Below are 19,527 nucleotides of genomic sequence, written 5' to 3'. Positions count from 1 at the left end.
GGCCCCTTCCCTACGAAAGAGGGGGAGAAAGTGAGAATCAAGGTTGAGGGCGATCGCCTCTACGCCTGAGATAGCGGTAAATAAACCAGGCGATCGCTGCTGGAATTAAGTTGAGCGCAAAACGGCTGAGGGCAAACTGGAGTAAATCTGGTGTGGCGATTAGTTGTGCCCAACTGACACTGCTGACGCTTCGACCCAATAAAAACCAGCCAAAAATCGCGTTGCCTCCTAGCAGCAGCGCAAACAGAACTAGACCACTCTGCCAGTAACGTTCTGGTCGCGTAGTTCCAGAGATTAGCGTCGGTAGAGGTTGGTTTTGCGATCGCCTCAGCAAATTATTCAGTCGCCACGCCATCCAAAGGAAAAACGGAAAGAGGCTGTAGCTCAAGAGCTGAATCGGTGGATCGTAGCGCCAAGCTATAGAAAGGGTATTGACGAGAGCATGACAAGCGACTGCGTTTAACCAAGCAATTAGCAACTCTGCCCAATCTCGCTTAAAAAAGAGACCTAACGTGTGTCTGCGATTGAGCGTTAAACCTAGTACATAACCCCAAGGTGCAGAAAACCAAGCGTGGACAGCAACACCGATTGTGCGATCGAAAATAGACGCGACGCCATTGAAGAGATAAAACAGATTTTCTTCGGCAGTGAATCCTAAAGCGACAGTAATGGTGTATAGCAGGATGGTGCTGCTTGAGGGCGATCGCGGTTGCCACTTGCGCAGGCCAACCAAAAGTAAGAGCACTCCTGCGAGTTTGCTGCCTTCTTCAATGGGGCCAATTTCCAACAGTTGTCGTAAACCTGCACCGAGGAGCGATCGCGTGATTTGCTGCCAAGGCAAAATGCTTTGAGCCAAAAATTCAAAACCCCACTCCAGGCCCAGAGCCATAAGGCCAACTAGCCCTCCAAGCAGGAACCCAAGCAATAGTTGAGGTGGGACGGGAACTGGGCGTATTTGGCGACAGTAGTAAACCAGGGCTAAGAGCGGAGGTGCGATCGCCCAAAAGACTAATGTGTAAGTGTTCATACACTAGGTAAGGACGAAGCATTCTCAATAGCCTTAAATAAAACCGTTCATGAGTTGCGAGAATGCTTCGCCCTTACAGCCCACTAGGGTTATTTGGCTTGGGCGACGATCGTGCGGTGGCGGGGACTGTTGGCGGTGATAGTGGGCGGATGGAAGCCCGCTTCGACCATTGCCTTTTCAATATCTAAAGCGAAGTATTGATCGAGATAAGGCTCTGTGCTTTTGAGTAGCGTCAAGATATAGGGCGGCATCTTGGCATAGATTTCGGACTTGGGGTTCATGTCCATGATGGTGAAATGACCACCGGGACGAAGTATTCGTCTCACTTCTTGGAAGATGGCGATCGCAGCACTTTGGGGTAGTTCGTGGAATACCAGGCAAGCCGAAACCAAATCGAATGAGGCAGTGGGTAAGCCTGTCTCTTCGGCTTTAGCATGAACCCAGTTGATCTGGAGTTGGCGTTTCTGGGCTTTGTAGCGAGCCACCGTCAAGAAGTAGGGAGACAGTTCTAGACCCGTTACCCTGGCTTGTGGATAGGTTTCTTGTAGCGCAAACGTGCTCATGCCGACGCTGCATCCCAAGTCCAAAATATCCTTCGGTTCTGCGAGAATCTGCGATTTCACGGCATTGTGGTAACTCTGGCGCAGCATGGCATCTCCCTGCGCTCCTGCTTCGGGCCAAATCCGCGCATGAACCGCGTGGGCTGCCACCTCAACTTCCGTCGCAGGCTCCCAACCCATATTGCCTTCTTCGTAGGCATGGAATGAGGTCAAATAATAGTCAGGATAAGCCAGGTTAGGGTTCTGAACTTGCGCCAGCTCTGCTTCCCACTCGGGTGAAAACTCGGCAGTGCTACCCCGTGCCTTGAGTGCTTTCACTTCCTTCGGCCAATAAACCCCAATGGTTTCAGCCCGTTTGATCATCATGTTGCGCGCTCGGTTCTTGGCTAGCTTGGCGAGCGGTTTGATCGAAAGTACTCCATTCACCAAGCGAGAAGCTAAGCGGGGAGCAGTCTTGGCGGCAGTCGCAGTCATAGAGTGATGTCAAAACACAGCTTTCAACAAGCTCAATTATCGCAAACTCCCCGCCTGAGGAAGCGCAGCTTTAAGAACTTCAATAGACGGGTAGGGATAGGTGGCGATCGCGCAAGGCACAATTGAAGAGTTGCTTGTCTTGTTTCTACGGAACTCATGCCCGACGCTGCTATCTGGATGCCTCAACTCACTGACGATGGCTCATTCACCTTCTTTTCTGAGGAATTTAACGAGACGTTTCACAGCAGCCAAGGTGCGAAAGCAGAAGCATTCCTCAAATTCGCCAAAGCGACCGATTTGGTGGAGAAAGCTCAGCAAGGTCAAGCGCGGCTCCTCGATGTCTGTTATGGCCTGGGCTACAACACCGCTGCCGCTCTAGAAACCATCTGGACAGCCAACCCAGACTGCCAGGTAGAAGTCTATGGGCTGGAGCTCGATGCTACTGTCCCCCAAGCCGCGATCGCCCCTCCTTTGATCGAGTCTTGGTCGCCCACTGTCCAAACGATTTTGATTGAGTTAGCGCAGGAACATGAATATAAAAGCGATCGCCTACAAGCCAAACTTTTGATTGGAGACGCTCGCCAAACCATCCAATCCCTGGCTACCGCTCAGTTTCAAGCCAATGCAATTTTCTTTGACCCTTTTTCTCCCCGTCGCTGCCCGCAGTTATGGACGGTAGAGTTCTTTACGCAGGTCGTAAATTGTTTGGCTCCTACCGGAAAGTTGGCTACCTACTCGCGATCGGCTTCAGTGCGATCGGCCATGCAAGCAGCAGGCTTATCTATTGGCACCATTCCCCTTAGTGAGGGAGAAGTTTACGAGTCGCATGAATGGTCTCAAGGCACCGTGGGCAGTTTTAATCCTGAAACGCTGTATCCCCTCTCGCAGATGGAGCAAGAACATCTACAAACGAGAGCCGCCATTCCTTTCCGTAACCCCGATTTGAGCGATCGCGCGGAAACGATTTTGCAGCGCCAAAAAGACGAACAATCACAATCTCAACGAGAATCTACTTCCAGTTGGCGACGACGTTGGGGCATCAAGTAGGGGCGAAGCATTTGCACCCGATTCCTTGCTCCTTCCAACTATTGCTACAAATGCTTCGCCCCTACCGTTGTTAGGGTATTGGAAATAAATGGCATCCCTGCGTAAACCAACTAAGGAAGAAATCCGAGCGGCGATCGGCGAAACGATGATTGATGTCATCGCCCCTGATCTCAAGGTGCTGTTTTGTGGCATCAATCCCAGCCTCTACAGCGCTGTGGTGGGTCATCACTTTGCGCGTCCTGGCAATCGCTTTTGGCCGACTTTGCATCAAGCAGGTTTCACCGATCGCCTGTTCCATCCTGCTGAAGACCGTGACCTGCTCAAACTCGGCTATGGCATCACCAATGTCGTCGATCGCGCCACTGCTACAGCCGATGAGTTATCCAAGCAAGAACTATTGATTGGCGGTCAAAATCTAGCAGCCAAGATAGAACAATATCACCCCCGTTGCTTAGCAATTTTGGGAATTGGTGCTTATCGAACTGCCTTCAGCAAACCCAAGGCTGTAGTAGGACGACAAGAAGAAACATTACATGGCGCGATTATTTGGGTACTACCGAATCCCAGCGGTTTGAATGCTCATTATCAACTAAAAGACTTAGCGATCGTCTTTCGAGAGCTGCTTATGACAATTGAAAATATTTAATGTCAACGTTTGAGAAGATATATGGAGAGTTACCTCCTGGACACCCCACTAAGTCACCTGTTAGTAAGTACAGACATCTCACTCATCAACAAGTTATAAATATAGCCTTACATGAGTCTACACAAAGAAATATTGATAGATAGTGAGCTTGTCAAGGAACTAAAGCAATGTTGGAATCCTTTATCAATACGCTCAGGAACCTTAGTACAGCGATTCGATGGTGTTTGGCACTACAGTGTGGCACTATCGGACACTTCAGCAATTTCTTGGGGACCTAGTGAAGCATTGCAGCTTTATCATCAAGGTTCTCTTGTAATACATGAGCTTGGTCCCGAGTTTAAAGATGGAATTCAAGTTCCGTATTTGCCCAAGGCTGAAATATTTAAAGATTTAACCTCATCTATCCCCGCCTTTCACAGAAAGTGGAAGTATGGAGTTCAGGGTTGGAATTGCGAGCATTGGGCACGTTTAGTCGTGAGTGGTCAGCCTATTTCCTACCAAGTGAAAGAGCAGGGATTTGGAGTTTTGGATGCTTTTGGAGTTTTACACTTCAGAGGTGAGGCAATAGAGCAACTCAACAAGTACAAGTTCAACAGCTAGCAAGGCTTGCAGTTTGACCATTGGTTAGGAGCGGACTGTTGAAGAATGTACTGCTAATAAAGCGACCGCCAGGGATTAAATGAGTCAGCGAGATAAACTACTGGTCAAAATCCTGCTAGTCAACTCGGAGGCCAAGATGAAGATTAAGTACGAACTGATTATTTATTGGAGTGAAGTTGATCAAGCCTTCATTGCCGAAGTGTCAGAGTTACCCGGTTGTACAGCAGATGGCGAAACCTACCAGGAAGTTGTGCAAAATGTCGAAATCTTGATTCAAGAATGGATTGAAACCGCGCAGGAATTAGGGCGACCCATTCCAGAACCTAAAGGCCGATTGCTATTTGCATAAATTGTTGGTTGAAGAAAGTTGAGCTTGGCCGAAAGCAGGGTGCTACCTAATGCAAATCCGCATCCCACACCCCGATGTAAATCCGATCGCGATCATCTCGCTGGATGACACCCTTCACGCCATTGCGCTCGAATGAATATTGGTTAGTTTGGCGATCGCGCACTTGCCGTAATGCTGCTTCAATCTCCTCGCTAGAGCTGCCACTCAACATCCCATTCAGCGCTGTCCGCATCACCAACGGATCAGCCGATGGCGGAAAAGACGCTTCCGTTTGCCGCACCTGGTTGGAGTCGCGATCGTAGATATAGCCCAAGTTCACGCCATTGCCCAAGTCATACAAAGCCGAGCGGGTGTTAGGCCAATAGCCTGCTTTTAGGCTAGCGGGTGCGCCTAATAATTGTTCCACTTCACTTTTTGACGTGCCCGTGGGAATTCCGCGTACAGGTTGGTTGGTTGGAATCGTGGAACTGCGATCGCCCGCCTCGTTTTTTGTTGGTTGCTCATCGGGTTGGTCCGATGGTTCCTCAAAACTGATCGGTGGAGAAGGCTCTATGACTGGAGTAGGAGTAACGGTGGGTGAGGGTTCTGGCGGCGGAGGCTCAGCAGGCGTGATGCTAGGTGAAGGAGAGAGGGCAGGAGTAGGCGTGGGTGTAACCTCTGGGCTAGGGGATACACTCGAAGTCACCGTGGTTTCTGTGGCGGGTTGGCGGGACTTCAACACCACAGTTCCTAGAGCTACGGCAGCTACAGTCGCGATCGCTACGCCTCCCAGGAGCAGAGGTAAAGGCGCACCAGTGCGTGTAGCAGGAATTACAGCATTCGTAGCATTGCCCACTGGTGTTGCTTGAGGTGTTGCCTCACGATTTCGGGGAGCGACTGCCACCGTAGCTACCGTCTGGGTTGCCCCTACAGGAGCGACAGGAGTTGCAGGTGCCGCTTCTGGAAGCATTGCTAACCACTCATCGACCGTGGCGGGGCGATAGCGCACTTCCACTGCCATCCCGCGCATCACGGCCTGGTTTACTGCTGGGCTGAGTTCGGGCCGTACATCTCGCGGTGCAGGCATTTGTTGGCGATCGCGCAAAATGGAAGCGACTGGAATTTGCGCCGTCAGCAAAGCGTACAGAGTGGCTGCTAAACCATAAACATCCGTAGCTGGAGTGCGCTTTTCGTTGGAAACATATTGCTCAATCGGCGCATAACCCGACGAAATCATGCTGGTGTGGGTCTGGGTGACCCCAGGAGTAAACTCCCGCGCAATGCCAAAATCAATCAGCACCACTTCTTGAGTGTTTTGGCGCAAAATAATGTTTTGCGGCTTAATGTCTCGGTGCAGCATGCCATTGCGATGCACTACTTTCAGCGCTTCGCTAATCTGCCGCATGTAATGCACAGCGATCGCTTCTGGCAACGGACGATCTGGAAACACCACCGCTTCTAGAGTGGGGCCTGGGATGTAGTCCATCACCATATAAGAGCGGTCATCTTCAATAAAAAAGTCGCTCAACCGCACAATATTGGGATGCACACATAACGCCAATCGCCGCGCTTCATCTTGAAACTTAAGCTCAAACTCGGCATAGTTTGGTTGCTGGCGCATCGATTCATTCAGGGTTTTGATCACCACAGGTTGCCCCAAATAGCGATGGATGGCCTTGAACGTAATGCCAAAGCCACCCCGCCCTAGTTCTTGTTCTAGGGTATATTTGCCACCCTGTAAGGTTTTTCCGAGAAGTGTGTCCATGTCCAGCAGCTAACCGCCAATCGCGCCTTCTCGTTCACTCTAGCTTAGAAACGCTGACCCAGACCGAACTGTAGGCGATCGTCACCTTGGTCGTTGATGCCGTAATCAGCCCGGATAATGCCCAGAGGTGATTTGACTCGCACGCCCACACCATAGCCAAATCCAGTACCTGGTTTCTCCCGCACTGCCCCTGGATCGCCAGGAACCGTGTTGCCAGAGCCTAAGTCGGAGGCGAAGTCAGCAAACACGACTCCACTCACAGGCGAGGTCAGAATTGGAATGCGGTATTCCGCTGAGGCCAAGACATAGCTGCGTCCTGTGGCAACTTCCCCTTGGCCGTAACCTCGCACTGTATTCGGACCACCTAAGTTAAAAGCGCTGTAGGGAGGTAAATCACCAATTGTGGTTCCCCCTTGCAAGTTGAAGGCAAATACTTCTGGCTCTTTCTTGCTGGAGTTAATGATGCGAGTGGGGACGTATTGCGTGTAGTTCGCTTGCAGACGATTCGAGAGAATATTGCCCTGTCCCACAGGAATTGATTGGGCGGTGCTGAGTGTTAGCACCGAACCATCGGTGGGGTTGACTGGGTTATTCCGGCGATCGCGCGTGGCCCCAAACGAAACCGTCGTTAGGTCATCAATGCCAGTGCCACTAAAGGATAGAGGATTACCCAACTCATCCACTGGCGAAATCTTACCATCGCTATCGCGAATGCTGGTGCGGGTGTAGTTTAGTCCCACTGAACCTTGCCAATCTCCTAGCGGTCTTTGGAGTGTGACACCACCCCCAAATTTGCCTTCGCGAACTTTGTCGCCGTTGGGTAGGCCGATGTCCTCGTTGAAGGTGGAGGAGAGACCCCGTTTGCGGAAGGCATCGACTTGATAGCCAATCTTGTCGGGTTGACTGACTCGGTAAGGGCTCTTGAAGTTGACATCAAACTGCACATCCCGACGACCTACCAGCACATTGCCGCCGACGCTTTGGCCTACGCCACCAATATTTTGGTCTTGGTAGTTGACGGTGCCATAAATGCCGCTATCTTCGCTGTAGCCAGCTCCCACATTCACCGCTCTCGGTGGACGCTCGGTAAGGTTGTAGGTGACATCTACCTGCCGCGAATCACCGTTTAATGTGATTTCGGCGTTGTCAAACAAGCCCAATTGGTAGAGTCGTTGTAAATCTTGGCGAACTACGTCTTCTCGGAAGGTTTGCCCTGGCTGCAACTGAATTTCTCGTCTCAGGAACGACTCTTGAGTTCTACCCTGAATCGTTTTGCCTTCCTCATCGACAGTTTCTCCTTTGTTATTCACGAAGAGGAAGTTGATTTTACCAACCGTTCCTTCAGCCACTTCTACGGTAACAACGCCGTTTTGGCTGGGTTCAATGGCAACAACCCGCGCCAAGGAGTAGCCATTTTGCTTGTACCAATCGTTAATGTTGCGCCCCCCCTGATCGAGCGCGGCAGGGCTAATTTGATTGCCGAGCTGAGTCGCAAACAATTCTTGAGCGATCGCAGGAGTGAGTACCTTCGCCCCAGTCAATTGCAGCGATCGCACCACCACTGGCGTGACTTGGTAAGTGACATCTAAGCCTGTGGCATTGCTGCGGCTACTAACATTGGCATTGGCAAATAGCCCACTATTCAAAATACGGCTGACATCGTCTTGCAACTGACTTTGGCTCGTGGTGCCGCCTGGGCGGGTGCGAATCACGTTGCGTACTACTTGTTGCAGTTCTTCGTTGGCCCCTACGATTTTTACATCGGTCGCAGTCACCACCAAATTCCCATTGGCGTTATTGGTTTTGGGTGGCGTAGTCGTACGGCTGGGTGTGGCAGTGACTTGCGGAGATGGGGCGATCGCGTTGGGGCGAGCCGTGGTTGTAGCAGTTGGCGCAGTTGTGGTTGGCGCAGGGAAGCGAGCAGGTCGAGTCTGAGATTCAACGGGTGCCGTTGGCACTACGACAGCAGGTTGATATTGCTGGTAGTACTGGGCGCTGTCGCTCGGCTGGGTTGTGCTTTCTGAAAACTGCTGAGCCACCAAGGTTTCTGGCGGGGCGATCGCTTCGACTGGCGTGGGTGCAGTGGTTTCGGCAGGGACGACAAAATTATTCGCTGTAGGCTGTGGGACGACGGCTTTCGGTGCCTGACCAGCACTCGCTTGGTGAGTTAAATCCCAGCCTGCCACAGCAGCTAGGGTACAAAGTGCAAGAGTTGGGACACGCATAACAGTCACTTCGTTTGTCAATCTGGGTTTAATTCGTCACAAAAGGCTTTCTCGCCATGCCTACAACATTTGCTTGTAATGAATCGGGTTCAGCGTCAACACTGCCCTCTATTTTGCCTTGCTCTTTGCTTTAACCTTTAAAGGCAACCTGTCAGTTTGTATAAGGTTGCAGAAATACATTAATTGCTTCATGAACTGTTGAAAAACTCAAACAAGTCCTGTGATTTAGCAAGGAGCTAAACCTTCACACCACAAAATTAAGTTTGAATGGCAAATGTTGTCTAGTAACCTGAGCGAGCAGGAGTTGTAGCCGTCAACGTCACCGCATAATATCTGGGTTACGTTGGCTGCTTTGTTAACTTTGACTGCAACCCAACTCATCAAGTTCCAGGCTGCTGTGATCGCCGCTCAGTTATTACTACGGCTGACTTAATCTGGCTACCACATCAACCTACGTTCTGGTGACTAACTGTTAGTGCAACTGGGAGCGATCGCGATACTTCAAAGGCTTATAGAAACGCGCCTTTCGTCGCTTTAATCGGCGAGCCGCATTGCGCCGCTGAATTGCATCAACGACTGGAATACCCACGAAATAGCTAACTACTGCAAAGGCCAGCCCGACAATCAAACAGCCCATCAAGTAGCCAGTAATAAAGTCCGTGCCTAAGGCAAGAAAGCTATCGAGAGATCGCAAATTTTCCGTTGGCAAATCTTCCCACTCTCGCCCTAACACCGACTGTCCCACATGAAAGTTAAATGCAGTTAACGGTAGAGTCGTCAGAGGGTTGCTGAACCAAGTTCCTGCCGCCGCTGCCAATTTACTGCCACGAACAACGGCTGCGCTCACAACTGCGATCGCCATTTGCAATCCGGGTAGCGGAAACATCCCCCAAAAAATCCCCAAGGCGAATCCCCGCGAGATCTGCTCAGGTGTCGCTTGCAACCGGACGAACCTCAGGTAAAGATAACGGAGCCCCCGTTGCCACTGCTTCATGACTTAATGTGTTCCTACGTCCCTAAACAAAAATTACACGGGAGTAGATCAATATTCCGTATCTACTTTAGAGATTGTCCTCTCTATTTTAAGTTATGAAAATTTGGTTCCTCTTGGCTCCTTCTCCAGGTGGAAAGCCGATCCCCCGCCCTAGAGTACTGAAATTTAGGCAATCGCACCTAACTTCCAGCTCCAATTTCAATATTTATTCGCTGCCAGTAGTTGATTTTCGTTTACCTCTGCTATCATAGTTAAGCCAGATAACAGGCGGATGTGGCGGAATTGGCAGACGCGCTAGATTTAGGTTCTAGTTCCTCACGGAGTGAAGGTTCAAGTCCTTTCATCCGCATTAAAAATTAAATCAAAAGCGATCGCCCCTGCATTTCAAAAAAATGTGGGGGTTTTGCATTTGGGGCAGGGTACAAGGGTAGCCAGTTGAAAACCCAGAGAGCCTTATAGCCTACACTGTAAAAGTCTCAATACAAGAGCATCGAAACTCAGATTCAAACGTCTAAGCTCAAAAGTACCACAGTCAGATGGCCTACTATTAAACAAAATCGGGAGGTGACCAGTTGGGGCTTTTGCGCTATCGAAACAAAAATAGTAGTATTCGACCCACTCATTATTTTTACGCCAGCCGACGCGATCGCAAAACTGATGCCACCAGACTTCATCATCTGAATAGAGGCTGCAATACGGTTTGCCACCCCATTCTAAATAGATTTTCTTCTGCACACTAAAGCCAAATCTACCGTTGCTGTACTTTGTCCAGAGGCGATCAATCGTCTTGAGGTCAGCGCAAGGAAAGCTTAACGGTTCCAAGTACCATAAGTCACGTAAATTCAAAGGCAAATCTTCTTCACTGATTGCACCAATCCGGAGATGGGTAGCTGCTAGATCCAAATCAAAAACTTTTTCACTCATTGCTCTAGTCATGATTAGGTAAGTTGCTAAGTCTGCTCCACTCCAGTCCCCTGCTTTTAACAGATCTCGCAATCTTGTGTAATCGATTCCTATTTCAGAGCTGAGGTCGTCTTCTAGATTTTGAGGTGAGGGCGTTACGACTACTTTCGGCAAGGTAGAAGATTGAGCAGTAGGAGTTGTTAGTGGGGGCGAGCTGCAACCGCTACCATAAGCATCAAGTATCAATTGCACATCCTCATCTCGTAGCTTCAAGACCCGTTGGAGATAATGCAGATCATCCAAACTGGCAGTACTTATCTGCGGGTCGTATTCCAGCATTTCTATCAGGGCTTGCTCAACCACTTGCATCTTGGCCCAGAATGCTTCATAGGGTTGCCAAACTTCCTGGCAAATCTGTTTGTTAGAAGACATCCCGACCCTGGTGCCGGGAGGATATTTCAACCAAAAGCTCTCGTATTGTAGGAATTTACCATTTTTCGATTCGATAGAGGCTTGTAAGTTTTTTCGGTAGATTAGCTTTGCATCTCCTTTCGGTGACCGAGCTAGCAGGATTTTGTCGCCCTCGCTCGCATAGATTTCTGGTTGGATAGCGGGTGCTGAGGCCTGTACCCTCTTTGTGGCATATTCATGCAACTCATCTACAAAAATTTTGCCGTCACCGTTGCGATCGGCGGCTTTAGTACCGTTGCGATCAGCGGCTCCAGTCTCCAATCCTTCTATCAAATAGCGAGTATAAATGCCCGATTCTTCTTTTTCGTAAGAAAATTGGATTGCAGCAGAGGAAGTTAGCACTGCGCGACCTTCGCCCCCTAGCTGTGCTTTAATATCAACCGCTTCATCTGCCTGCTTCGCTTTCTTATCGTTGCAAAAAGCACTACTAAAGCAACAATCTAAAATTAGTACTTGCTGTTTAGAGAAGCTACTGTTCATGCAGTTTTGGATAAAGCTCGCAGGAACCTCTGTGCTAGTCGTAAAAACTCGTCCTTTTTGAGGTTTCTGGGTATAGAAGGTGGCAAGGTAAAGCGTACCGTTGTCATCTTTAACTACATGCCCAGAAAAGTAGAGCAAGATTAAGTCATCTGAACTGCGGTTTTGAAACAGTTTTTCGATCGCTAGTTGCATTTGCGTCGCGTCAGGGTTCAGTAGCAACTCCACGACATCAAAATCACCGACTTCAGGCTTTTGCAAAACACGCTGCATCTCTTGCATGTCCGCTTGAGTGTCAGGTGATTCTAGCCCCTCTTGATAGTCGGTAATCCCAATCAGCAGCGCGATTTTTGCCATACCTATGACGCTATTGCCATTTATAATTTCACTACTCTAACTTTGAGTTGGTCAATGCGCTCCAGCGCTCACCGTCAGGAATCTCAGCACCACGGACTAAACGAGTATCAGCCAGACCACAGCTTCAGAAATGTGCAGAAGCTGTTGCCCCATCAGCCGCAGAGTGAAAAATTTCGCTCAATGCCGTAATTTTATGGATGCGATCGCTTCTCTAGATTAGAGTTCGGAGGATTTTGAGCTATGTGACGGAGCTAGGCTAAGTTTCTGATGTCCACCTAACCCGATTAGCCAAACCACCACAACTACCCAGTGGACAAAAGCGATCGCCCATAAAGACCCTGTGATGGCATAGACTGCTGTACAAGTCAGCCCCAACAAGCCTGTCAAAGTGAGAAAAATAGGGTCTAGAAAGGTAGTTGCGCCAGCCTTATACAGAGTTTTGGCGTTTAGCGGGTGGTAGAGGATGAACAATAGCAAACTCAACGCTGCCCATCCAGCCCAGATATACCAGGCTACTCCCACCGTGGGATGTGGCAGTAGCAACACTCGAAAGCCTAATTCCTCTAATAGCGCTGGCGTGAGTAATGCTCTGAATGCCAGCAAACAATAGCTGAGCCAATTCGCAGACCAAAGGTTGACTTGTAAAAAACCAGAGGCAAAGCCTAGAGGTAAAGCGATCGCTCCATAAAGGAACAGCAGCCCTACTGTAATCAGCCAGCCTCGTAGATCAGAAGGATTCAGAGCACTCAAAACCCGATTGAGCAAAATAGAAGCGATCGGAGCTTTCGCGACTGGAACGGTCAACTGGCCTAACAAGGCAGTAGGCGCAACGGGGACGATATCTGGGTTCCAGCCGCCGACTTGATTCGTGCGGAGAAACCAGAGCTGTGCTCCATGCTGTAAAAATAGGTTAGCCAATTCATCTTGGGCTTGCCGGGGAATCATAGTCCGCCAACTGGTCAACCCTGCTAACGGGTCGCGGCTACTCGTAAAGTCTGGTTGAGAATTGGTGCCCGCTAAAACGGTTGCGTTTTGCTGCCAGTCCGATCGCAAAATTCCGAGTGGAATCAGCCGCTGTTCAAGATCCTTGGCTAAGGATACGAGCTGCTGAAACCGTAGGGTTTGCTCATCCTTAGGATGGGCGGCTAGCCAACTTTGAATTGCTGGTGTGGAGCTGACTTGCTGCTTGATGTGCAGAATTGTGGCATAGAGAGCTTGGTTAGAGTCTTGCACACAAGAGGTTGCAGGCGTTACGGTAGCGCTCCCTGTCCCATCTCCCACTCGATACCGCGCCATCATTACCTGTAACTGTTGCTGAAATTCTCGTAGCGGCGAGAGCGTGATGCCACCAAAGTCATAGTCGCGTAGCACTGGGTCAAATTTCACCAGGACATCTGAAACAGGCCGAGTTCCCAACCAGCCCCACTGTAAGTTCCCCATGTAATTAGGCCAGGTTGTGGTGCCCGAAATAATGGCATCGGGATTGTGGGCGTAAACCTGCTGATACTGGACATCAAACTGTAACTCTTGGGTTAGCGGCTCACGAACTACTTCAGCTAGCCCATAGGAAAAGTGGCCCGTGACGGTATAACCCAAGGCTGCTTCTGCTTTTCTGCCACCAATACCGCCGAAGGTATGTAAAACGATCGCGCGATCGCCTAGCTTCCACTTGAAAGGTCTTGCTTTAGCCTTCGTGACGGTTGAGCCAGGTTTAACTAAAACTTTCCGAACAGTGCCTTTCTGCGTTTCCACCTTCTGCCAGTTTTGCTGGTTGATGTAAGTGAGTCCTGCTGGATGACCTAAGACGACTCGATCGGACTGCAACTGTACCAGCGATCGCGGCTGAATCGCTTGCACCACAAAAACTCCCTCAGCACTTTTAGCTCCATAAATGTACCAGCCTGCTTTTCCCGCCGGGGAAGTTTCGATGTGGCGGGGAGTTGAGGGCGCAATGCCGCTACGTCCAGCAAGTTGTTGTGGGATGCGAATGGTTTCTAAGACACCATCAAATTTTTTAGAAACTGAATTGTAATGTTGGACGCGAAAAAACTCGCGATCGCAGGTGGGTGATTTTTGGCAGAGGCTGGGTGCTACTTGCTTAGCTGCCTGGTCATCTACGCCTAAAATTTTCACCAACCCGTACAAGCGTCCTGTGGCTAAAACAGGTTCTTGACTAATCTGGAGAATACTGGGAGAGGTGTTTGCTTGACGTACGGTGGCATCCTTGAGCGTGACGATGACATCATCATTGGGTCTAGCTCCAGCCAAAGACTGCAACGGCCCTACATCTTTATGACCATTAAGGCGATCGGGATGAATATTGCCTTGCTGTTTACTGGTCTCAGTCCTAGCCGTAAAGCTGACATTCTGCGTGACGGCTCGCACATAAGCTTGGACTTCTAGCTGGGGACTCCATTCCAACCGGACAACTTTCCCAACTAAGCTTTGCGCCTCACTGGGTGCGTGTTGCACTTCTAGCCAAACCCAATCTGAAACTGAAGCATTATTTGCTTGATCAACTTGCAACTGCTGAGTATCTGGCAGCTTTGGGTCAGACAAGCCTGGACTGGGTAAGATCAGCCGACCCACCCACTCTCCCACGGGTTGATAGAGATCGGTTGGCAGTTTTTGGCTCAGAGGATAAAACTGGGGTTGATTGAAGCTTAACTGTGAGTGAATGGCGTAGTCAGTTGCCTGGATCGCTGGCTTGGGTTTAGGCACAAGTAACAAGCAGGCGATCGCGGCCAATGCTGCCAACAAAACAGAAACACCTAAACGGTATTTCCCGCTCTGGCATAACTTTTGTTTGATGCTTCGTAGAGCCATTTTGTTGCAGCCATAATGTTGTGCTTTGGTAGTGGCTCCTGGGAAAGCACTTGGGAAAGCACTTTAGTTCAAGCATTGTTCCCATCTTCCGACCATTCACCGCTAAATTTCATCGCCCATGCTGATTGTTTAAAGAATCAGCTAAGGCGTTTTCCTGCCACAACTCACAAAATTCTGCTCAATGCCATAGCCCTACTGATGCGATCGCTTTCCTAGGTTAGAAGCGCAGGGTTTTGAGTTGCGCTAAGTTGAAACAGCACTTCAACCGAGATAACTCGTAGAATTACACGCAACTCGGCTCCATCAGCTGAGTCATAGCGCTATTCATAAGTTTTATAGAGATGTAGACAAAGCAATAGGTGAGGGATGGAACATTGAGCAAAGCAACTTTAGACCAACAAGCAGCACCCCAAGTGGCCAAGTCAGTACTCGAAAAACAGGCATGGGAAGCCCTAGAACAATCCATTATTTATTATCAAGACCGTCCTGTCGGTACAGTAGCGGCCCGCGATCCAGAATTAACAGCCCTTAACTACGACCAGTGCTTTATTCGTGACTTTGTTTCTTCCGCCCTCGTCTTCCTGATCAGAGGCAGAACCGACATTGTTCGCAACTTCCTAGAAGAAACCCTCAAGCTGCAACCTAAGAAACGCCAGTTTGACTGCTCCAAGCCAGGCCGTGGCTTGATGCCAGCTAGCTTCAAGGTTGAGTCGTCTCACGGGCACGAACGGCTCAAGGCAGATTTTGGGGAACATGCGATCGCGAGAGTTGCACCCGTTGACTCCTGCCTCTGGTGGCTAATTTTGCTCCGGGCTTACTTCAAAGCCACCCACGACGAAGAATTAGTCAACCGGGATGACTTCCAGCAAGGGATTCGGCTGATTGTCGAGCTTTGCCTGGTGGCGCGGTTCGATATGTACCCCACCCTGTTGGTTCCGGACGGCGCTTGCATGATTGACCGTCGGATGGGGCTTTATGGTCACCCGCTAGAAATTCAATCGCTGTTTTACGCCGCGTTACGTTCTGCTCAAGAGTTGTTGCTGCCCACCAAGCACAATCGCTATTTCGTCGATGCTGTCAATTCTCGCTTAGAGCCAGTCACGAAGCACATCCGCGAAAACTACTGGCTCGATACCCACCGTCTCAACGTCATCTACCGCTACAAAGTGGAAGAATACGGCGAGCAAGCCCTCAACCAGTTCAATATCTACTCTGATTCCATTCCGTTTTATCAACTTACTGAGTGGCTACCTCCAGAAGGCGGCTACTTGGCAGGTAACTTAGGGCCATCCCAAATTGACTGTCGTTTCTTTGCCGTGGGCAACCTGATGGCTGTGTTGTCTAGCCTGTCGAGTAAGGAGCAGTCTCAAGGAATTTTGCAACTGATTGAGTCTCGCTGGGAAGACCTAGTGGGTGATATGCCAATGAAACTTTGTTACCCGGCGCTGGAGGACCAAGGTTGGAAAATTCTGACTGGTTGTGACCCCAAGAATCGGCCTTGGTCTTATCACAACGGTGGCAGTTGGCCCGTTTTACTTTGGATGCTGGCAGCAGCAGCCCAGAAAGCAGGTCGGCCAGAAATTGGTAAGCAAGCCCTCAAAATTGCTGAGCGTCGCTTGGTTGAAGATGAGTGGCCCGAATACTATGACGGCAAAAACGGACGCCTAGTGGGCAAGGAAGCCAGACGATACCAAACCTGGACGATCGCGGGTTATTTACTAGCCAAAGAGCTAATTCAGAAACCCAGCAACCTCTCCCTCATTTGCTTTGAGGACTTGGGAATCATCTAAAAATGTCATAAAAAAGAGGGGCCTGAATTCAGAACCCCTCTTTTTGGCTGTTTAAAGTCTTTGACCTAGAGTTGCTTCACTTCCGAAACCAACTTGTCTACCACTTCTTTGGCACCGCCAAACATCATCATCGTTTTGTCCTTGTAGAACAAATCGTTGTCAACTCCTGCGAAGCCTGCGCTCATGCCCCGCTTGATCACGATGGTGTGTAGTGCCTTGTCTACTTCTAGAATCGGCATGCCATAGATTGGGCTGCTAGCATTGTCCCGTGCGGCTGGATTCACCACATCATTGGCCCCAATCACCAGTGCTACATCTGTGCGATCGAGGTCTGGGTTAATGTCTTCCATGTCGCAGAGCTGGGGGTAAGGCACATTCGCTTCTGCTAGCAATACGTTCATGTGACCAGGCATCCGACCTGCTACTGGATGGATGGCGTATTTCACGCTCACATTCAGTCTCTCCAGCTGGTCAGCCAATTCTCGGACCGAGTGTTGAGCTTGGGCGACTGCCATGCCGTATCCTGGCACAATTACCACCGAGCGAGCATAGCCCAGCATCATCGCGCCTTCTTCTGGGTCGATGGAGTGAACTACCTTGTCACCCTGAGCCCCTTCGGTTGCTGTTGCAGCGGCACCACTGCCAAAAGCGCTAAACAACACATTGGTGATCGATCGGTTCATCGCCTTACACATGATCTGCGTCAGGATGATTCCGGAAGCACCGACTAAGGCACCCGCGATGATCAGCATGTTGTTGCCTAGGATGAACCCTGCTGCACTCGCCGCCAAGCCAGAGTAAGAGTTCAGTAGCGAAATCACGACTGGCGTATCTGCTCCACCAATTGGGATTACGAATAGAACACCCAAGAGTAAGGAAATGCCAACTAATCCTAGAAAAATAGGAACGTTGTGAGGTTCAACTATTAGGTAGGCACTGCCAGTCAAAAAGATCAGCAAGAGAGAAAGGTTAAAAGGCTGTTGCAACTGGAAAGTAATTGGGGCACCAGGCATAATGCCTTGCAACTTGGCGAAAGCGACCAAACTGCCTGTGAGCGTCACCCCGCCAATTAGTACCCCTAAAATCGTGGTGATTGTGGCTTCCAATGGCACTGCGGCGGCGGTGCCTAGTAGCCGCCAAAACTCAGCTACCGCAACTAGAGCCGAGGCCGCACCACCCAACCCGTTGAGCAGACCCACCATCTGAGGCATTTCAGTCATGGCGACTCTTTGGGCCGCGATCGCCCCAATCACAGAGCCAGCAGCAATGCCCAACAAAATCATTTCGTAGTTGAGCACATTGCGATCAAGCAAGGTAACGACGACAGCGATTAACATCCCAACCGCCGCGATCGTGTTGCCTTGCCGAGCCGTAGCAGGTGAGCCTAAACGCTTCAGACCAATAATGAATAGAGAAGAGGCAATTAAGTAGCTTAGTTCAATACCAGTAGGACCAAAGATGCTCATGCCTTCACCTCTTTTTTCTTAAACATTTGCAGCATCCGGTCTGTAACTAGAAAGCCACCGACGACGTTGATGGTTGCGAGAACGATGGCAATCAAGCCCAAAATGACGCTGAGATTGGAGTCTCTGGGGCCAGCTACTAGCAAGGCACCAATCACAGCAATACCTGAGATGGCATTGGAGCCAGACATCAGTGGTGTGTGAAGTGTGGGTGGCACTTTATTGATCACTTCCACCCCGATAAAAGAGGCAAGGACAAAAACGACGAGTCCTGCAATTAATCCTGCTGCCATTGCTTTAGTGGCTCCTTTCCATTACTTGTTCGTTGTTTGCGGCCAAGGCATCTTTAATCCGTTGGTTGCGGATTTCTCCCGCATGGGTAATGCAAGCCGCATCAATAATGTCATCAGCAAAGTTCAGATTCAGTGCCTGATCTTTCACCAAATACTGCACCAAGGTCAAAACGTTCTTGGCGTACATTTGGCTAGCATGGATGGGCACCGAGGAAGGCAGGTTAATGGGGCCAATTACAGTCACACCATTGACCAGTACATCCTTTCCTGGCTTGGTACAGGCACAGTTGCCGCCTTGCTCCGCTGCTAAATCTACGATCACTGAGCCTGGTTTCATTTGAGCTACCATTTCTTCGGTGACAAGCAGAGGTGCTTTTCTGCCAGGAACTTGAGCCGTGGTGATCACAGCATCAGCGGTCTTGACATGCTCAGCTACCACTTCGCGCGATCGCTGTTTAGCGGCCTCAGAAATTTCCTTGGCATATCCACCTGCTGCCACGGTATCTTCTTCGATTGGCACCTCGATAAATTTCGCGCCCAAGCTTTGCACTTCTTCCTTAACCGCAGGACGAATGTCGAATGCTTCTACTACAGCACCGAGGCGGCGAGCAGTGGCGATCGCTTGCAGACCCGCCACCCCAGCCCCCATGATGAATACTTTGGCAGGTGGAATCGTTCCTGCTGCTGTCGTCAACATCGGGAAGTATTTAGGCATTGCTGCCGCAGCAATTAGCACAGCTTTATAACCCGCAACGCTGGCTTGAGACGACAAAGCATCCATACTTTGCGCTCGCGTGGTGCGTGGAATCATCTCCATACTGAAAGCAGTAATCTTGCGCTCTGCCAAACGCTGAGCCAAAGTTGGAGTGCCTAAGGGATCGAGGAAACCAATTACCACTTGGCCTTCGTGCAGCAAATCGACTTCATGCTGCCCATCTCCTCGCTCTTGAAGGGGCGACACTTTCAGCAGCACGTCAGCTTCTCCCCAGAGAGTCGCTGTATCGCTCACAATTTTGGCTCCGGCGGCTTCGTAGGTAGCATCCGAGAAACAAGCTCGTTCCCCAGCACCCGCTTCTACCAAGACTTCTATTCCCTGCTTCACTAAACGAGCCACCGTATCTGGGATTAGGGCAACCCGACGCTCACCGACTTCACTTTCTTTAGCAACTGCTATTTTCATGAACTCTCCTTCGTAATCAATATCAATGACTCGTCACTCTTTGAAGTGGCAATTAATGTCGTGAAATTTCGACTGCTACCTGGCTTCAGCCCTGAGCTGAG

At 50.0% G+C, this 19,527-nt stretch carries 16 protein-coding genes and 1 tRNA gene; 6 read left to right on the top strand and 11 right to left on the bottom strand.

Going from position 1 to position 19,527, the window contains the following annotated elements:
• Positions 1 to 37: 37 nt before the first annotated feature.
• From H6F90_RS17810 to H6F90_RS17805, 3 genes are all read right to left on the bottom strand, one after another.
• On the bottom strand, positions 38 to 889 hold the full coding sequence (locus H6F90_RS17810) for a PrsW family glutamic-type intramembrane protease (RefSeq protein WP_206756191.1): 852 nt from the start codon (positions 887 to 889) through the stop codon (positions 38 to 40).
• The gene (locus H6F90_RS30395) at positions 861 to 1,049 is read right to left on the bottom strand and encodes a hypothetical protein (RefSeq protein ID WP_206756190.1); all 189 of its coding nucleotides are present in this window, start codon (positions 1,047 to 1,049) and stop codon (positions 861 to 863) included. The genes H6F90_RS17810 and H6F90_RS30395 overlap by 29 nt, the downstream gene beginning before the upstream one ends.
• Positions 1,050 to 1,116: 67 nt before the next feature.
• Positions 1,117 to 2,061: a class I SAM-dependent methyltransferase gene (locus H6F90_RS17805; RefSeq protein WP_190553653.1), complete on the bottom strand. Its 945-nt coding sequence runs from the start codon at positions 2,059 to 2,061 to the stop codon at positions 1,117 to 1,119.
• A gap of 156 nt (positions 2,062 to 2,217) precedes the next feature.
• Between H6F90_RS17805 and H6F90_RS17800 the strand changes: the two genes are divergently transcribed.
• The 4 genes from H6F90_RS17800 (at position 2,218) to H6F90_RS17785 (ending at position 4,703) form a co-directional block, all read left to right on the top strand.
• Positions 2,218 to 3,108: a tRNA (5-methylaminomethyl-2-thiouridine)(34)-methyltransferase MnmD gene (locus tag H6F90_RS17800; RefSeq protein ID WP_190553652.1), complete on the top strand. Its 891-nt coding sequence runs from the start codon at positions 2,218 to 2,220 to the stop codon at positions 3,106 to 3,108.
• 88 nt (positions 3,109 to 3,196) lie between these two features.
• Positions 3,197 to 3,754, top strand: coding sequence for a G/U mismatch-specific DNA glycosylase (mug, locus tag H6F90_RS17795; protein WP_190553651.1), 558 nt, complete (start codon positions 3,197 to 3,199; stop codon positions 3,752 to 3,754).
• 111 nt (positions 3,755 to 3,865) lie between these two features.
• On the top strand, positions 3,866 to 4,354 hold the full coding sequence (locus H6F90_RS17790) for a hypothetical protein (RefSeq protein WP_190553650.1): 489 nt from the start codon (positions 3,866 to 3,868) through the stop codon (positions 4,352 to 4,354).
• Between the two features lie 79 nt (positions 4,355 to 4,433).
• Complete coding sequence (locus H6F90_RS17785; protein ID WP_242024516.1) at positions 4,434 to 4,703, top strand: type II toxin-antitoxin system HicB family antitoxin; 270 nt, start codon at positions 4,434 to 4,436, stop codon at positions 4,701 to 4,703.
• 46 nt (positions 4,704 to 4,749) lie between these two features.
• Here H6F90_RS17785 and H6F90_RS17780 read toward each other — a convergent pair whose 3' ends face one another.
• The 3 genes from H6F90_RS17780 to H6F90_RS17770 all read right to left on the bottom strand — a co-directional run bounded on the left by H6F90_RS17780 (position 4,750) and on the right by H6F90_RS17770 (position 9,666).
• On the bottom strand, positions 4,750 to 6,447 hold the full coding sequence (locus H6F90_RS17780) for a serine/threonine-protein kinase (RefSeq protein WP_190553649.1): 1,698 nt from the start codon (positions 6,445 to 6,447) through the stop codon (positions 4,750 to 4,752).
• Positions 6,448 to 6,491: 44 nt separating this feature from the next.
• The gene (locus H6F90_RS17775; protein WP_190553648.1) at positions 6,492 to 8,672 is read right to left on the bottom strand and encodes a BamA/TamA family outer membrane protein; all 2,181 of its coding nucleotides are present in this window, start codon (positions 8,670 to 8,672) and stop codon (positions 6,492 to 6,494) included.
• A gap of 472 nt (positions 8,673 to 9,144) precedes the next feature.
• Positions 9,145 to 9,666 carry a DUF2062 domain-containing protein gene (locus H6F90_RS17770; RefSeq protein ID WP_190433314.1) on the bottom strand — a complete coding sequence of 174 codons (522 nt, stop codon included), beginning with the start codon at positions 9,664 to 9,666 and terminating at the stop codon, positions 9,145 to 9,147.
• 267 nt (positions 9,667 to 9,933) lie between these two features.
• Between H6F90_RS17770 and H6F90_RS17765 the strand changes: the two genes are divergently transcribed.
• Positions 9,934 to 10,015 (top strand) — tRNA-Leu (locus tag H6F90_RS17765).
• Between the two features lie 104 nt (positions 10,016 to 10,119).
• Here the strand turns inward: H6F90_RS17765 and H6F90_RS17760 are convergent.
• Positions 10,120 to 11,874: a GUN4 domain-containing protein gene (locus H6F90_RS17760; RefSeq protein WP_190553647.1), complete on the bottom strand. Its 1,755-nt coding sequence runs from the start codon at positions 11,872 to 11,874 to the stop codon at positions 10,120 to 10,122.
• 216 nt (positions 11,875 to 12,090) lie between these two features.
• Positions 12,091 to 14,700: a type II CAAX prenyl endopeptidase Rce1 family protein gene (locus H6F90_RS17755; RefSeq protein ID WP_190553646.1), complete on the bottom strand. Its 2,610-nt coding sequence runs from the start codon at positions 14,698 to 14,700 to the stop codon at positions 12,091 to 12,093.
• 374 nt (positions 14,701 to 15,074) lie between these two features.
• On the opposite strand from H6F90_RS17755, the gene H6F90_RS17750 reads away from it, so the two are divergent.
• Positions 15,075 to 16,490 carry a glycoside hydrolase 100 family protein gene (locus H6F90_RS17750; protein ID WP_199295992.1) on the top strand — a complete coding sequence of 472 codons (1,416 nt, stop codon included), beginning with the start codon at positions 15,075 to 15,077 and terminating at the stop codon, positions 16,488 to 16,490.
• Between the two features lie 65 nt (positions 16,491 to 16,555).
• On the opposite strand, the gene H6F90_RS17745 is transcribed toward H6F90_RS17750, so the two are convergent.
• Genes H6F90_RS17745 through H6F90_RS17735 form a run of 3 tightly spaced genes read right to left on the bottom strand, consistent with a single transcriptional unit; the run spans position 16,556 to position 19,426 of the window.
• Complete coding sequence (locus H6F90_RS17745) at positions 16,556 to 17,956, bottom strand: NAD(P)(+) transhydrogenase (Re/Si-specific) subunit beta (RefSeq protein WP_190553645.1); 1,401 nt, start codon at positions 17,954 to 17,956, stop codon at positions 16,556 to 16,558.
• Positions 17,953 to 18,246, bottom strand: a complete 294-nt coding sequence (locus H6F90_RS17740; RefSeq protein ID WP_190433308.1) for an NAD(P) transhydrogenase subunit alpha — start codon at positions 18,244 to 18,246, stop codon at positions 17,953 to 17,955. The genes H6F90_RS17745 and H6F90_RS17740 overlap by 4 nt, the downstream gene beginning before the upstream one ends.
• A gap of 4 nt (positions 18,247 to 18,250) precedes the next feature.
• Complete coding sequence (locus tag H6F90_RS17735; RefSeq protein ID WP_190553644.1) at positions 18,251 to 19,426, bottom strand: Re/Si-specific NAD(P)(+) transhydrogenase subunit alpha; 1,176 nt, start codon at positions 19,424 to 19,426, stop codon at positions 18,251 to 18,253.
• Between the last annotated feature and the right edge of the window lie 101 nt (positions 19,427 to 19,527).

It is taken from the genome of Trichocoleus sp. FACHB-591 (genome assembly GCF_014695845.1).
Lineage (GTDB): Bacteria > Cyanobacteriota > Cyanobacteriia > FACHB-46 > FACHB-46 > Trichocoleus.
Note: the sequence above shows the minus strand (reverse complement) of the source record. Positions and strands in the feature narration are given on the sequence as shown.

What these genes read in the sequence shown, in the direction of transcription:
- H6F90_RS17810 (WP_206756191.1), bottom strand. Translation starts at nt 889, where the DNA reads ATGGCTCTGGGCCTGGAGTGGGGTTTTGAATTTTTGGCTCAAAGCATT.
- H6F90_RS30395 (WP_206756190.1), bottom strand. Translation starts at nt 1,049, where the DNA reads ATGCTTCGTCCTTACCTAGTGTATGAACACTTACACATTAGTCTTTTG.
- H6F90_RS17805 (WP_190553653.1), bottom strand. Translation starts at nt 2,061, where the DNA reads ATGACTGCGACTGCCGCCAAGACTGCTCCCCGCTTAGCTTCTCGCTTG.
- H6F90_RS17800 (WP_190553652.1), top strand. Translation starts at nt 2,218, where the DNA reads ATGCCCGACGCTGCTATCTGGATGCCTCAACTCACTGACGATGGCTCA.
- mug (WP_190553651.1), top strand. Translation starts at nt 3,197, where the DNA reads ATGGCATCCCTGCGTAAACCAACTAAGGAAGAAATCCGAGCGGCGATC.
- H6F90_RS17790 (WP_190553650.1), top strand. Translation starts at nt 3,866, where the DNA reads ATGAGTCTACACAAAGAAATATTGATAGATAGTGAGCTTGTCAAGGAA.
- H6F90_RS17785 (WP_242024516.1), top strand. Translation starts at nt 4,434, where the DNA reads ATGAGTCAGCGAGATAAACTACTGGTCAAAATCCTGCTAGTCAACTCG.
- H6F90_RS17780 (WP_190553649.1), bottom strand. Translation starts at nt 6,447, where the DNA reads ATGGACACACTTCTCGGAAAAACCTTACAGGGTGGCAAATATACCCTA.
- H6F90_RS17775 (WP_190553648.1), bottom strand. Translation starts at nt 8,672, where the DNA reads ATGCGTGTCCCAACTCTTGCACTTTGTACCCTAGCTGCTGTGGCAGGC.
- H6F90_RS17770 (WP_190433314.1), bottom strand. Translation starts at nt 9,666, where the DNA reads ATGAAGCAGTGGCAACGGGGGCTCCGTTATCTTTACCTGAGGTTCGTC.
- H6F90_RS17760 (WP_190553647.1), bottom strand. Translation starts at nt 11,874, where the DNA reads ATGGCAAAAATCGCGCTGCTGATTGGGATTACCGACTATCAAGAGGGG.
- H6F90_RS17755 (WP_190553646.1), bottom strand. Translation starts at nt 14,700, where the DNA reads ATGGCTCTACGAAGCATCAAACAAAAGTTATGCCAGAGCGGGAAATAC.
- H6F90_RS17745 (WP_190553645.1), bottom strand. Translation starts at nt 17,956, where the DNA reads ATGAGCATCTTTGGTCCTACTGGTATTGAACTAAGCTACTTAATTGCC.
- H6F90_RS17740 (WP_190433308.1), bottom strand. Translation starts at nt 18,246, where the DNA reads ATGGCAGCAGGATTAATTGCAGGACTCGTCGTTTTTGTCCTTGCCTCT.
- H6F90_RS17735 (WP_190553644.1), bottom strand. Translation starts at nt 19,426, where the DNA reads ATGAAAATAGCAGTTGCTAAAGAAAGTGAAGTCGGTGAGCGTCGGGTT.